The sequence below is a fragment of the Oikeobacillus pervagus genome (assembly GCF_030813365.1).
Classification (GTDB): domain Bacteria; phylum Bacillota; class Bacilli; order Bacillales; family DSM-23947; genus Oikeobacillus; species Oikeobacillus pervagus.
The window spans coordinates 1-14,096 of the sequence record NZ_JAUSUC010000002.1 but is presented as its reverse complement, the minus strand read 5'-3'; the positions used below and the strand labels follow the sequence as shown (position 1 = coordinate 14,096).

The following is a 14,096-nucleotide window of genomic DNA, read 5'->3' as shown; positions in this document are numbered from 1 at the left end:
AGATTGGAGGCACCTGAAAATGGCACAAGTGGAATATGATTTAGTCATTCTAGGTGGAGGTACAGGTGGCTATGTGGCAGCAATTAGGGCTGCACAGTTAGGTTTGAAAACGGCGGTAGTTGAAAAAGGAAACCTTGGGGGAACTTGTCTGCATAAGGGATGTATACCAAGTAAAGCTCTTTTGCGGAGTGCAGAGGTGTATAGAACCGCAAAACGAGGAGAAGAGTACGGAATTAAAGCGAATGATGTTGAAATTGATTTCTTAAAGGTACAAGAGCGTAAGCGAAATATTGTCAGTCAATTGCATAAAGGTGTCCAACATTTAATGAAAAAAGGCAAAATTGATGTATATGAAGGAATTGGGAGAATATTGGGACCTTCTATTTTTTCGCCTTTACCAGGGACGATTTCTGTTGAAATGAATAATGGCGGGGAAAACGAAATGCTTATTCCTAAAAATGTCATTGTGGCAACTGGCTCTAGACCAAAGTCTCTACCAGGGTTAGAAGTGGATGGCGAATTTGTTTTAACTTCTGATGAAGCTTTAGAAATCAATACTCTTCCCGAGTCCATGATCATTGTTGGTGGCGGGGTCATTGGGATAGAATGGGCATCCATGCTTGCTGATTTTGGCACAGAGGTAACCGTTTTGGAATATGCAGATCGAATGGTGCCGACAGAAGATCAAGATATTTCAAAAGAAATGGAACGTTTAATGAAGAAAAAAGGTGTGAAAATCGTAACAAACGCAAAAGTTTTGCCTGAAACAGTGGAAAAAACGAAGGAGAAAGTCTCAATATCAGCAGAAGTAAACGGAAAAATCTCTTCCTTTTCGGCGGAAAAAATCCTTTTATCTGTTGGAAGAGAGGCAAATACAGAAGGAATTGGCCTTGAAAATACCGATATTTTAATAGAAAAAGGTTTTATTCAAGTGAATGAATATTTCCAAACAAAAGAATCCCATATCTATGCGATTGGTGATTGTATCGGAGGACTACAATTGGCTCATGTAGCTTCTCATGAAGGGATTGTAGCCGTAGAACATATGGCGGGTGAAAATCCCTATCCTCTTAATTATTTTACCATTTCCAAATGTATTTATTCTAACCCTGAAGCGGCTAGTGTAGGCTTGACAGAACAAGAAGCAAAGAATAAGGGGTACAATATAAAGATCGGCAAATTTCCGTTTAAAGCAATCGGTAAGGCTTTAGTGTTCGGTGAAACAGATGGATTTGTGAAAATAATTGCCGACTCAGATACAGATGATGTATTAGGAATTCATATGATCGGTCCACATGTGACCGATATGATTTCAGAGGCAGGATTAGCGAAAGTACTTGATGCCACACCTTGGGAAGTGGCTCATACGATCCATCCACATCCGACATTAAGCGAAGCCATTGGCGAAGCGGCATTAGCGGTCGATGGAAAAGCAATTCATTTATAGAAATATGTAAATTGGGAGGTTAAGAAAATGGTCGAAAACCGTCATGAACCATTAGGGTTAACAAATGATCAAGTATTAGAAATGTATGAAATAATGCTCACTGCTCGACGAATTGATGAAAGAATGTGGCTGTTAAATCGTTCTGGAAAAATCCCATTTGTCATTTCCTGTCAAGGGCAGGAAGCAGCCCAAGTTGGAGCAGCTTTTGCTCTCGATCGGGAAAAAGATTATGTTCTACCTTATTATCGTGATATGGGGGTTGTTCTTACTTTTGGAATGACGCCGAAGGAGCTCCTTCTTTCGGGATTTGCAAAACTTGAAGATCCAAACTCTGGTGGTCGACAAATGCCAGGACATTTTGGACAAAAAGCGAATCGAATTGTAACTGGATCTTCACCTGTTACAACCCAAGTTCCCCATGCGGTCGGGGTGGCGTTGGCGGGAAAAATGGAGAAAAAAGATTTAGTTACGTTTGTGACATTTGGAGAAGGTTCCTCTAACCAAGGAGATTTTCATGAAGGAGCAAACTTTGCGGGAGTGCATAAATTGCCTGTTATTTTCATGTGTGAAAACAATAAATATGCCATTTCTGTTCCAATTGAAAAACAATTAGCCTGTGAGAAAGTATCCGATCGTGCAATAGGTTATGGAATGCCAGGTGTTACAGTTGATGGAAATGATCCGTTAGAAGTGTATAAAGCAGTGAAAGAAGCGGCTGAGCGAGGCCGTCGTGGGGAAGGCCCTTCGTTAATTGAAACCATATCCTATCGTTTAACACCACATTCATCAGATGATGATGATCGTTCCTATCGTTCTCCTGATGAAGTGGCAAAAGCAAAAACGAATGATCCCATTATTACATTTGGTGCGTATTTAAAAGAAACAGGTGTTATGGATGATTCTTTAGAGAAAGAAATTAATGATCGTGTGATGAAAATCGTCAATGAAGCAACGGAATATGCAGAAAACGCAGCGTACGCTGAACCAGAACACGCATTGAAATACGTTTACGCAGAATAGAAGCAAGGGGGAGATAACGATGCCAGTCATTTCTTATATTGATGCCGTAACAATGGCGATTCGTGAAGAGATGGAACGTGACAAGAAAGTATTTGTGCTTGGGGAAGATGTTGGGAAAAAAGGTGGCGTTTTTAAAGCGACACAAGGTTTATATGAGCAATTTGGAGAAGAGCGGGTGATCGATACACCGCTTGCAGAATCGGCGATTGCTGGTGTCGGGATTGGTGCAGCAATGTATGGAATGAGACCAATTGCAGAAATACAATTTGCTGATTTTATTATGCCCGCTGTCAATCAAATTATTTCGGAAGCAGCCAAAATTCGTTACCGTTCCAATAATGATTGGAACTGTCCGATGGTGATTCGTGCCCCATATGGAGGTGGCGTGCATGGAGCATTGTATCATTCTCAATCAGTTGAAGCCGTTTTTGCCAATCAGCCGGGATTGAAAATAGTCATGCCTTCTACTCCATATGATGTAAAAGGTTTATTAAAGGCTGCCATTCGCGATGAAGATCCTGTCTTATTTTTCGAACATAAACGGGCCTATCGTTTAATTAAAGGAGAAGTCCCTTCAGATGATTATGTTTTACCGATCGGAAAAGCGGATGTGAAACGAACAGGGGATGATGTCACCGTAATTACTTATGGCCTATGTGTTCATTTTGCCCTGCAAGCTGCCGAACGTTTGGCGAAGGATGGAATCGAAACTCATATTCTTGATTTAAGAACCGTTTATCCTTTAGATCAAGAAGCGATCATAGAAGCCGCAAGTAAAACAGGAAAGGTTCTGCTTGTGACCGAAGATAATAAAGAGGGAAGTATTCTAAGTGAAGTGTCTGCCATCATTGCAGAGCATTGCTTATTTGAACTTGATGCACCAATCAAACGATTAGCGGGACCAGATGTACCTGCCATGCCATATGCCCCAACAATGGAAAAATTCTTTATGGTGAACCCCGACAAAGTAGAACAAGCCATAAGAGAATTATCCGAATTTTAACATAAAAAGTGAAGGCGACTGCCCAGTTGCGACAAGCAAGAGTCAAGATCCGCAAGAAGGCGATTTTCCTTCTGGAGGAGCTTGACACTTGACCTCGAGCAACTAGGAGCCGTAAGCGCCACGCGGGTTGATGAATTAAAAGTGAAAAATATATTGATATAAAACACCATAATCATGGCTCAACATTTTGGATTGTTAGGAGGGTTTTCTATGTCTATAGAAAAAATTACGATGCCTCAGCTAGGGGAAAGTGTTACAGAAGGGACGATTAGCAAGTGGTTAGTTTCAGTGGGGGATTCAATTAATAAATACGATCCACTTGCAGAAGTAATGACAGATAAAGTGAATGCCGAAGTTCCATCTTCCTTTTCGGGAGTGATCAAGGAATTGATCGCAGATGAAGGCCAAACCATTGAAGTGGGAGAAGTCATTTGCACGATTGAGATCGAAGGTGGTGTGGCGATAGATTCTTCAAAGGAATTAGAAGAAACGACAGAAGAAAAGAATACAGGGAAAGATTCTGTGGCTGAACATGCACAAAGTGCTCGTTACTCCCCTGCAGTATTAAAACTATCTCAAAAACATGGCATTGAATTAAGTCAAGTAAATGGATCGGGAAGAGGCGGTCGAATTACTAGAAAAGACTTATTAAAAATCATTGAATCTGGAAATATTCCAACAAGCTCAACGAAAAAACAGGCAACAACAAACGAAATACCTAAAAAAGAAATTGACGTAAACCTGAGTAATACTATGAAAAAACAAGAGCCACAACCAGTACAAGTTCCAACCATTCCAGGGGATATTGAAATTCCAGTAAGTGGTGTACGAAAAGCAATTGCTGGGAATATGCTCCGAAGTAAGCATGAAATTCCTCATGCATGGACAATGATGGAAGTAGATGTCACCAATCTTGTTCAATATCGAGATTCAATCAAAACCGAGTTTAAACAGCGAGAAGGATTCAATTTAACTTACTTCGCCTTTTTCGTTAAAGCGGTAGCGCAAGCATTGAAAGAATTTCCAATGATTAATTCAATGTGGGCAGGAGATAAAATTGTTCAGAAAAAAGAAGTGAATATTTCAATTGCAGTCGCAAAGGATGATGCGCTGTTTGTTCCTGTCATAAAAAATGCGGATGAAAAAACGATTAAAGGGATTGCGAAAGAAATTATGGAGCTCGCCCAAAAAGTCCGTACAGGTTCTTTGAAATCAGAAGATATGCAAGGGGGAACATTTACTGTCAATAACACAGGTTCTTTCGGATCTGTTCAATCAATGGGAATTATCAATTATCCACAAGCAGCGATCCTACAAGTTGAATCCATCATCAAGCGACCTGTTGTGATGGATCACGGGATGATTGCAGTACGTGATATGGTCAATTTATGTATGTCTTTAGATCATCGGGTTTTAGACGGGCTTATTTGTGGTCGCTTCTTGCAACGTGTGAAGGATATTTTGGAAAATACATCAAAGGAGCATACGACCATTTATTAAGGTTTAAGGGCTTTCTTTAATGAGAAGAGTTAGAGGGGCAGCATAGAAGTAACTTTTACCAAGATAAAAACAAGCCGCTCATGATTCATCAGCGGCTTGTTAGATTGATGTTGATTTTACTGGTCAAAAGGGTTAGCTAAATAATCCAGCGATCCAGTTGAAAATCGCTTTGAAGAAGTCAAGGATTGATTGGATAATTCCTTTACCTTCTTCGGAATTTTTGAAGTCATTCCATTTTTCCTTCGCTTTGTCTAATTGGGAATTTACTTGATCCCAGTTAATATTTAAATCCTTCATTTTGTCGAATAAACTTACTAATTGATCTAATTGATCCTGTGTTAATTGAATGTTTAACTCATTCGAAATATTATTAATAATCACCTTAATGTCTTCGGCTGTCTTCGGATCCTGTTTAGCAATTTCCTCTTTTACTTTTTGGATGAGTTCGGTTGCCTCTTTTTGTCCGATCGAATCAGCCAATTTAGCCGTTGTAACCATTTCTTCGTTGGCCACTTGTTTCTGATCCTCTGGGATTTTTTCACCAGTTGAAACTTCATATGCTTTTAATATTCCTGTTAAAGCAGCTGTACCAGAAACATCAAATGGAGCTGTTATATAGATATCAGCATCTTTCACTCCAGCGGTAACTAAGGCATTTGTATACATTTCCTTTGAAACCCAAGTAATATGGTTCGTATTAACGACTATTCCATATCCTTTTTCTTTTGTTGTAATTTTGGTGGAAGAAATCGCTTTTGATCCAATTTGTGCTTTTGGGACGTAATCTCCTAAATATTTATGCTCTTCAGCATTGGATACCGTAATAGTGGTTACATCCTCGCCAACCCCCATATCTTTTAACACCGTTTCTTTTTGTGCTGGAGTTAGGTTTTCTCCCAATGTAACAATCGTATCCCCAACAACACTATCCGCTTTAACTGACATCGTAAAGCTTAGGATTAAGATGGCTAGTAATGAAAATATTCTTTTCATAAATGTCTCTCCCCAAGTTTAATAAAATAAGGTATCATTCCATATATAGCAATTGAAACCATACCTCATTCAATTTTAATTATAATCAGCTACAAATACAAGTTATGAGCAAAAAAGTGGTATTTTTAGGGCGAAAAGGGAATGATGTACATAAGGAGAATCATATAACGAATTTTTTTTATTTTGTCAATAATTGCGCACAATAAATTTATATACTAAAATAATAAATGTGAAAAAAATTTCGAATATTTAGGTTTAACTAAATGCGAGTTCATAAAAAGGGGGGGCACTCTATGAAAATCGAAGAAATGAAAGAACAATCATTTCCGAAAATTTCCGTTCAAGAGTGGCAAGAAAAAGCAGAGGCTTCTCTGAAGGGAAAGCCTTTGGCGAAATTAAAGACAGAGACATATGAGAAGATCACCTTGAAACCATTATATATTCCAAGTGATCTTGAAAAGGAAGAAATTGATCAATTTCCAGGAGAACAATCTTTTACGAGAGGCTTTTCAAAAGGGGGCTACATCGAAAAGCCATTTAAGATTGCGCAACCATTGAAGGGAAAAGATCAACAAACGCTAACAGGGAAGTTAGAGAATGCATTGCAATCGGGGCAAGATACTATTTCTTTCTCAGTCAATGACGTATCAGGGTGGACATATGATGAAGTGAAACAATTCTTTCAGCAGTTCAGTCAAAAGGGATTCCCTTTTTATCTTCTTACAGAGGGATATTCAGTTCCGTTTGCTACCTTTTTAACAAAATGGTCTAATGAGGAACCATCTGTTCAATTAGAGGGAGTAATAGGGGAGGATCTATTATCTCAAGGTGTTGCAAAAGGTGTCATTCCTTCTGAAGAAGAAATGTCGAAATTTGCTGAAATGACAAGCGCTTTAAAAGAAAGATTTGCGTCTTTAAAAACCATTGTCATTAATACAGCTCCTTATCATAATGCTGGGGCAACTGTCGTTCAAGAACTAGCCATTGCTTTAAGTGAAGCTGTTTATTATATTGAATTATTACAAGCAAATGGGTGGTCAGTGGCAGAAATAACAGAAAAAATGGTTTTCCACTTCCCAATTGGATCACAATTCTTTATCGAATTAGCTAAACTACGCGCTTTCCGTAAAATTTGGACAACGATTTGCCGAGGCTATGGTTTAGATGGCGACAGCATTAAAGTGACGATTGGGGCGGAAACATCCAAATTCACCCTTTCGAAACTAGACCGTCATGTGAATATTTTGCGAACAGGCAGTGAAGCGTTTGCAGCTGTCGTTGGAGGAATTGAATATTTACAAGTTGCTCCTTTCGATGAGCCATTTGGACAGAATAGTCAGTTGGCAGAAAGAGTAGCTAAGAACATTCCGCTTTTACTAAAAAGTGAGTCCCATCTAGATAAAGTAATTGATCCAGCAGGAGGGTCTTACTTCGTAGAGTCCTTAACAGCCGAATTAGGACGTGAATCTTGGAAATTATTTTTACAATTAGACGAGCAAGGTGGAATTATTGCTTCATTAAAAACTGGCTGGATTCAAGAGCAAATTACTGAAGTAATGGAAAAAAGAGTGGCTGATTTGGCGGTACGTAAACAATCCATGATCGGCACAAACATTTATTCAGACTTACAAGAAGAAATCCCTTCTGTTGTATCTGAAACTGCACCAGAAATCAAACAGCAGGAGTCCATTAAGGAAATGGCAGGGTTTACATCAACTGAAACGATTCAACCATTGAATGGAAAACGTCTTGCAGAACCTTTCGAACAATTACGGGAAAGAGCGAAGAAACTGCTGGATCATGGAGAAAAAGTTCAAGCAGGTTTAATTTGTTTAGGCAAATTGAAAGAATTTAAGCCACGTGCGGACTTCGTTACAGGGGTTTTAGCATCTGGCGGAATTCTAGCTGTTAAAAGCGATGAATGCATGACGATCGAGGATGCCGTTCAGTTTATGAAGGAAACAAAACTCCCATATTATTGTATTTGCGGAACGGACCAAGCTTATGAGGAATTCGTTTCAGATATTCTATGCGAAGTGAAAACTAAGGATATCCCTTTACAAATTGACATCGCTGGACTTATGGAAGATGAGATGATGCAGGAATGGAAGAATAGAGGGTTAAACGGGGCGATTTATTTAAGACAGAATTTATTAGAAAAATTATCTTCCCTTTTAACAATCTGGGAAGGGGGACAAAGCAAGTGACGAAACCGAATTTCAAACAAATGCAACCATTTTCAAATGTAAGTGATGTTTCTTTAAGTGAATGGAAAACATCGTTACAAAATGAAATTAAACAATCTTTTGAAGAGTTATCATATGAAACGAATGAGAAGATTTCATTACAACCGCTTTATACTAAAAAGGATATTGAGTCTTTACAACATCTGAGTGATTTTCCCGGAGTAGCTCCTTATACAAGAGGACCGTATCCTACGATGTATGCGAATCGCCCGTGGACTGTGCGACAATATGCAGGATTCTCTACTGCTGAAGAAAGTAATGCGTTTTATCGCCGAAATCTAGCAATGGGACAAAAAGGGTTATCCGTCGCTTTCGACCTTCCAACTCATAGAGGGTATGATTCTGATCATCCGCGAGTTGTTGGTGACGTAGGGAAAGCCGGAGTAGCGATTGATTCTATTTTAGATATGAAAATATTATTTGATGGGATTCCACTAGATCGAATGTCTGTTTCTATGACGATGAATGGTGCAGTAATCCCAATCATGGCTTTCTATATCGTTACAGCGGAAGAACAAGGGGTTTCTAAAGAAAAATTATCGGGAACCATTCAAAATGATATTTTGAAGGAGTATATGGTTCGTAATACGTATATTTATCCACCTGAAATGTCGATGAAAAGTATTGCCGATATTTTTGAATACACATCTAAATATATGCCGAAGTTTAATAGCATTAGTATTTCTGGCTATCATATGCAAGAAGCGGGAGCAACAGCTGATATTGAGCTTGCTTACACATTGGCAGATGGCTTGGAATATGTAAAAACAGGTTTGAAAGCGGGAATCGATATTGATTCATTTGCCCCAAGACTTTCATTCTTCTGGGCAATTGGCATGAACTATTATATGGAAGTTGCCAAAATGCGCGCAGCTCGTCGAATTTGGGCAAAATTAATGAAGACATTTAATCCGAAAAATCCGAAGACAATGGCCCTTCGAACACATTCACAAACATCAGGTTGGAGTCTAACTGAACAAGATCCATTTAATAATGTGACGCGGACATTAATCGAAGCACATGCTGCAGCTATGGGGCATACACAATCATTGCATACAAATGCATTAGACGAGGCAATTGCCTTGCCAACCGATTTCTCTGCACGTATTGCCCGAAATACACAGTTGTATTTACAGGAAGAGACGGGAATTACTAAGGTAATTGACCCATGGGCAGGTTCTTACTATGTAGAGGCCTTAACCAATGAGTTAATGGAACGTGCGTGGAAACACATTGAAGAAATTGAAGAATTAGGTGGAATGACGAAAGCGATTGAAACGGGTCTTCCAAAAATGAGAATTGAAGAGGCAGCTGCACGCAGACAAGCGTTTATTGACTCTGGTAAAGAGACGATTATTGGTGTAAATAAATATCGGTTGGAACAAGAAGACCCAATTGATATTTTGGACATTGATAATACAGCTGTTCGTCAAAAACAATTAGATCGATTAAAAGAACTTAAAGCTTCACGAAATGAAGAAAAAGTAGTTGAAACATTACTCGCCATCACAAAGGCTGCAGAAACAGGTGAAGGAAACTTACTTGAATTAGCGGTAGAAGCAGCTAGAGCACGTGCAACTTTAGGAGAAATTTCCGATGCAATTGAGAAAGTAAGTGGAAGACATAAGGCGGTGATTCGTTCTGTGAGCGGTGTATATAGCTCGAATTTCTCTGATGAAGAACAAATTACATTAGTAAAAGATATGACAGACGAATTTGCTAATAATGAAGGTCGCCGTCCTCGTATTTTAGTAGCCAAAATGGGACAGGATGGACATGACCGTGGGGCAAAAGTTATTGCAACCGCTTATGCGGATTTAGGATTTGATGTGGATATCGGTCCATTATTCCAAACACCACAGGAAACAGCTTTACAAGCTGTTGAAAATGACGTTCATGCTGTTGGATTTAGTTCATTAGCAGCTGGTCATAAAACATTATTACCTGCTCTCGTCGAAGAGCTTAAGAAGTTAGGGCGAGAAGATATCGTCGTCTTTATTGGTGGTGTTATTCCTGCACAAGATTATGAATTCCTTCGTGAACATGGAGCAGCAGCTATTTTTGGCCCAGGTACAGTTATTCCGGTTTCTGCTCAAAAAATATTAGAAGAAATCTATAAAAGCCTCGGATACGAGGAAGTGACGGAATAAATGGTTGACAAAAAAAATCAAAAAACACCGGAGAGCCAATCGGCTCTCCATGTGATGAAAGGCATCCATTCATCTCATGATGGTTTTTCGGCAGGGTCGGGTAAACGTTTTCGAAAAAAGACAAAAAAAAATGTAGATTTAGCCCTCTTGGCAGATGAAGTTCTTCAAGGAAAACGCCAACAATTGGCTAGGGCGATCACATTAATTGAAAGCAATGCCTTTAAGGATTATCAACTTGGTCAAGAGCTTTTACAAAAGCTTCTTCCACACACAGGAAATTCTATTCGAATTGGAATAACGGGTGTACCTGGTGCGGGAAAAAGTACATTTATTGAATCTTTTGGTAAATTGCTTTGTGATCTAGGTTATAAAGTAGCCGTTCTAGCGATTGACCCAAGCTCATCCATTAGCGGGGGGAGTATACTCGGAGATAAAACGAGAATGGAACTGCTTTCCAGAGAGGAAAATGCGTTTATCCGTCCCTCTCCTTCTAGCGGAACACTTGGTGGGGTTCACCGTAAAACGAGAGAAACGATGCTATTGTGTGAAGCCGCAGGGTTCGATATTATTCTCATTGAGACGGTAGGCGTCGGTCAGAGTGAATTTATTGTTCGAAGTATGGTCGATTTCTTCATGCTGATCGTTTTAACAGGTGCGGGTGATGAACTCCAAGGGATGAAAAAGGGAATTATGGAGCTTGCGGATGCGATTGTTGTGAATAAAGCAGATGGAGATAATAAGCGCTTGGCAATCAAGACAAAGGCTGAGTATAACCAGGTCCTTCATTTTTTACAGCCATCAACACCTGGTTGGCAATCAAAAGCTTATACATGCTCTGCTATTATGCATGAGGGAATGGATTCGCTTTGGGATGTCATTCAAAAATTTATGAAAAACACGAAGGAAAGCAATGTATTTTTTTCTCGAAGAAAACAACAAACAAAAGAGTGGCTCCATACTTTAATTCTTGATCAATTAAAAAATAGTTTTTACCAACATCCTTATGTTCTTGAACATATTCAATCGATTGAGACAGAAACAATGGAAGGGAAAATGACACCTTCTCAGGCAGTACACACACTATTTTCAAATGTGTATGGAGATCAAAAACGGTAGATCCCATTTGACGGGGACTTAGGATCATTCTACTTCACCTTTAATTTCAGGTTTTTACGAAAAAGAGGCTGGTGAAGTTCACCAGCTATATTAGGGAGTTAGGGGAATGAATCTAGTTGTTATCTTAATATTCCCAATTCCTATATCATTAAAACCTAATCTGAGTGAAAAATATCTACTTTTTTTGCCATTCATTATTTGAAAACAAATAATGATTCCATTATCATAAAGGTACTGTACTTATGTGAGGAGGAATATGGGAATGAACATGGATTTTAATTTTTTAATGAATGATGTTGTTCGTATAGCTCGTGAGGAAATTGCTCAAGCTGGATATACAGAACTCCATTCACCAGAAGAAGTGGATGAAGCATTTGCAAAGAAAGGTACGACATTGGTGATGATTAATTCTGTTTGTGGTTGTGCAGGGGGAATTGCGCGTCCTGCAGCAGCACATGCGATTCATTACGATAAAAGACCTGATCAACTTGTCACAGTGTTTGCGGGTCAAGACAAAGAAGCAACTGCGAAAGCACGAAGTTATTTTACTGGATATCCACCTTCCTCTCCGTCTTTTGCTTTACTGAAAGATGGAAAACTATGCACGATGGTCGAAAGACATGAAATTGAAGGGCATGAGCCTATGTCTGTAGTTCAAAAACTACAAAATGCTTTTGATAAGTATTGTGATGAACTTTAATGCCTGAACATTGAGGGAGATTTTTTTGCTATTTTTGACTTTGATAAAGGAGGCTGTCTCCATAAGGGCTTTGATTCCCTTGGTTTGGGGCAGTCTTTTTTCCATGTTTAAAAGAATACATTTTAGGAGCATTAGGAAGTATGGTCAAAATAGGTTATCGAACAATTAAGACGGCAATCGGTACTCCAATAGCGATCATGATCGCCCAATGGTTTCATTTTCCCAATTTCGTTTCGGCTGGGATTATCACCATTTTATGTATACAGAATACGAAAAAAAAATCTCTACATGCCGCTTGGACTCGATTTCTCGCATGCATGATTGCGATGGTCGGCTCATCGATTATATTTCAGCTTTTTCATCATCCAGCTATGATTGGAGTCTTATTACTTTTTTTTATTCCCATCACCGTCTATGCCAAAATTTCAGAAGGTATTGTCACGAGTAGTGTCATTATTCTTCATGTTTATTCAGCCAATGAGATTAATTTAGAATTATTAATGAATGAATTTGGAATTATTGTTGTGGGGATCGGTATTGCTCTCATTATGAATTTATATATGCCTAGTGTTGAGGGGAAGCTTTATAGTTATCAGCAACAGCTTGAGAAAAATTTCGAAAAGATTTTTGAAGAAATCATTTATTATTTACGTACGAATAAAGACCGAAATTGGGATGGAAAAGAGTTAGTTGAGACAGCAAACCTTCTTGAAAAGGCAATAAGCCTCTCCTCCCGTCATACAGAGAATTATTTATTAAAAGAGGAAAATACTTTTTACTATTATTTCAAAATGAGGGAAAAACAATTAGACATATTAGAAAGAGTATTGCCTATTGTTACTTCCATATCGCATCAAGTGGATCAGGCAAAAATGATTGCAGATTTCATGGAAGACCTCAGCCATCATATTCACCCGGGAAATACAGCTGCTCTTTATATTAAAAAACTGTATAATATGAAGAAATCATTTGAACAAGCGGATTTGCCACAGACACGTGAAGAATTTGAAGCAAGGGCTGCACTATTTCATTTTTTATGGGAAATGAAACAGTATTTAAGGATTAAAAGTTCTTTTAAAGGGTTAAATAAACAAAAGACCCTCGCATGAAAAAAGAAGAGAAGTCGCAAACTAATGTTAAATTCATTGATTGGAATGTGGTAAAAAATGTTTCGACTACTTCTCTTTATTTCATTTTTGGTTACGCCTTTTTGGTCCACTGAATGGGATGCAAAACAAGTAGAACCTTTGGTGATTGTAAATAAGAGGATCAATCAATTAGCTTATGTTGAAAATGGGAGTATTCAAATGGTTGAGCAAGTAGCCACAGGGAAAACGCAGGAGCTAACACCTGAAGGACTGTTCACAATTACAGTGAAAGCTAAAAATCCCTATTATAGAAGGGAAAATATTCCTGGTGGAGATCCAAGAAATCCACTTGGAACAAGATGGATTGGCTTTGACGCGAAACATACAAATGGGAGAATCTATGGTGTCCATGGAACAAATGATCCGAGTTCCATTGGAAAATATATCTCCAATGGATGTATACGGATGCATAAAGATTCGGTGGAAAAGCTATATGACAAAGTACCAATCGGGACAAAAATACTCATCACAAATACGAATGAATCATTTCAGCAATTGGCCAAAAAATACGCTAGCAATAAGCGCTGAAGCTAGACGACAACAAAAGCGGAAGCGCCTTGATCATCGGCGTACGGATTTCGTAGTTTCCGACTGAGATAAAGGAAACACGGCGAGGTAGTCCACGAGCCGATGTTGACTTATCGTAGGGAGAAAACGGAGAAATACGCTAGCTGATAGGCGCTGAAGCTAGACGACAACAAAAGCGGAAGCGCCTTGATCATCGGCGTACGGATTTCGTAGTTTCCGACTGAGATAAAGGAAACACGGCGAGG

The 14,096-nt window shown here is 38.9% G+C and carries 11 protein-coding genes; 10 read left to right on the top strand and 1 reads right to left on the bottom strand.

Annotation, left to right across the window (positions count from 1 at the left end; all coding sequences use genetic code 11):
* The first annotated feature begins 19 nt into the window (after nt 1-19).
* The 4 genes from lpdA to J2S13_RS00980 all read left to right on the top strand — a co-directional run bounded on the left by lpdA (nt 20) and on the right by J2S13_RS00980 (nt 4,970).
* On the top strand, nt 20-1,447 hold the full coding sequence (lpdA, locus tag J2S13_RS00995) for a dihydrolipoyl dehydrogenase (RefSeq protein WP_307255807.1): 1,428 nt from the start codon (nt 20-22) through the stop codon (nt 1,445-1,447).
* Nucleotides 1,448-1,474: 27 nt separating this feature from the next.
* Nucleotides 1,475-2,467 carry a thiamine pyrophosphate-dependent dehydrogenase E1 component subunit alpha gene (locus J2S13_RS00990; RefSeq protein WP_307255806.1) on the top strand — a complete coding sequence of 331 codons (993 nt, stop codon included), beginning with the start codon at nt 1,475-1,477 and terminating at the stop codon, nt 2,465-2,467.
* Between the two features lie 19 nt (nt 2,468-2,486).
* Nucleotides 2,487-3,470: an alpha-ketoacid dehydrogenase subunit beta gene (locus tag J2S13_RS00985; protein ID WP_307255805.1), complete on the top strand. Its 984-nt coding sequence runs from the start codon at nt 2,487-2,489 to the stop codon at nt 3,468-3,470.
* A gap of 210 nt (nt 3,471-3,680) precedes the next feature.
* Nucleotides 3,681-4,970, top strand: a complete 1,290-nt coding sequence (locus tag J2S13_RS00980) for a dihydrolipoamide acetyltransferase family protein (protein WP_307255804.1) — start codon at nt 3,681-3,683, stop codon at nt 4,968-4,970.
* 132 nt (nt 4,971-5,102) lie between these two features.
* Here J2S13_RS00980 and J2S13_RS00975 read toward each other — a convergent pair whose 3' ends face one another.
* Nucleotides 5,103-5,963: a DUF1002 domain-containing protein gene (locus J2S13_RS00975; protein WP_307255803.1), complete on the bottom strand. Its 861-nt coding sequence runs from the start codon at nt 5,961-5,963 to the stop codon at nt 5,103-5,105.
* 293 nt (nt 5,964-6,256) lie between these two features.
* Here J2S13_RS00975 and J2S13_RS00970 point away from each other — a divergent pair, with 293 nt between their 5' ends.
* The 6 genes from J2S13_RS00970 (at nt 6,257) to J2S13_RS00945 (ending at nt 13,851) form a co-directional block, all read left to right on the top strand.
* Nucleotides 6,257-8,170, top strand: a complete 1,914-nt coding sequence (locus J2S13_RS00970; protein ID WP_307255802.1) for a methylmalonyl-CoA mutase family protein — start codon at nt 6,257-6,259, stop codon at nt 8,168-8,170.
* Nucleotides 8,171-8,190: 20 nt separating this feature from the next.
* Complete coding sequence (scpA, locus tag J2S13_RS00965; RefSeq protein ID WP_307255942.1) at nt 8,191-10,359, top strand: methylmalonyl-CoA mutase; 2,169 nt, start codon at nt 8,191-8,193, stop codon at nt 10,357-10,359.
* On the top strand, nt 10,360-11,475 hold the full coding sequence (meaB, locus tag J2S13_RS00960) for a methylmalonyl Co-A mutase-associated GTPase MeaB (protein ID WP_307255801.1): 1,116 nt from the start codon (nt 10,360-10,362) through the stop codon (nt 11,473-11,475).
* A 262-nt stretch (nt 11,476-11,737) separates the two neighbouring features.
* On the top strand, nt 11,738-12,175 hold the full coding sequence (locus J2S13_RS00955; RefSeq protein ID WP_307255800.1) for a BrxA/BrxB family bacilliredoxin: 438 nt from the start codon (nt 11,738-11,740) through the stop codon (nt 12,173-12,175).
* A gap of 140 nt (nt 12,176-12,315) precedes the next feature.
* Entirely contained in the window at nt 12,316-13,284 is a 969-nt protein-coding gene (locus tag J2S13_RS00950; RefSeq protein ID WP_307255799.1) for an aromatic acid exporter family protein, read from the top strand.
* Between the two features lie 57 nt (nt 13,285-13,341).
* Nucleotides 13,342-13,851, top strand: coding sequence for a L,D-transpeptidase (locus J2S13_RS00945; protein ID WP_307255798.1), 510 nt, complete (start codon nt 13,342-13,344; stop codon nt 13,849-13,851).
* Nucleotides 13,852-14,096: the final 245 nt, after the last annotated feature.

Bases quoted from the DNA above. Each gene is read 5' to 3' on its own strand.
- J2S13_RS00955 (WP_307255800.1), top strand. From the start codon at position 11,738: ATGAACATGGATTTTAATTTTTTAATGAATGATGTTGTTCGTATAGCT.
- J2S13_RS00990 (WP_307255806.1), top strand. From the start codon at position 1,475: ATGGTCGAAAACCGTCATGAACCATTAGGGTTAACAAATGATCAAGTA.
- lpdA (WP_307255807.1), top strand. From the start codon at position 20: ATGGCACAAGTGGAATATGATTTAGTCATTCTAGGTGGAGGTACAGGT.
- J2S13_RS00985 (WP_307255805.1), top strand. From the start codon at position 2,487: ATGCCAGTCATTTCTTATATTGATGCCGTAACAATGGCGATTCGTGAA.
- J2S13_RS00980 (WP_307255804.1), top strand. From the start codon at position 3,681: ATGTCTATAGAAAAAATTACGATGCCTCAGCTAGGGGAAAGTGTTACA.
- J2S13_RS00975 (WP_307255803.1), bottom strand. From the start codon at position 5,963: ATGAAAAGAATATTTTCATTACTAGCCATCTTAATCCTAAGCTTTACG.
- J2S13_RS00970 (WP_307255802.1), top strand. From the start codon at position 6,257: ATGAAAATCGAAGAAATGAAAGAACAATCATTTCCGAAAATTTCCGTT.
- scpA (WP_307255942.1), top strand. From the start codon at position 8,191: ATGCAACCATTTTCAAATGTAAGTGATGTTTCTTTAAGTGAATGGAAA.
- J2S13_RS00950 (WP_307255799.1), top strand. From the start codon at position 12,316: ATGGTCAAAATAGGTTATCGAACAATTAAGACGGCAATCGGTACTCCA.
- meaB (WP_307255801.1), top strand. From the start codon at position 10,360: ATGGTTGACAAAAAAAATCAAAAAACACCGGAGAGCCAATCGGCTCTC.
- J2S13_RS00945 (WP_307255798.1), top strand. From the start codon at position 13,342: ATGTTTCGACTACTTCTCTTTATTTCATTTTTGGTTACGCCTTTTTGG.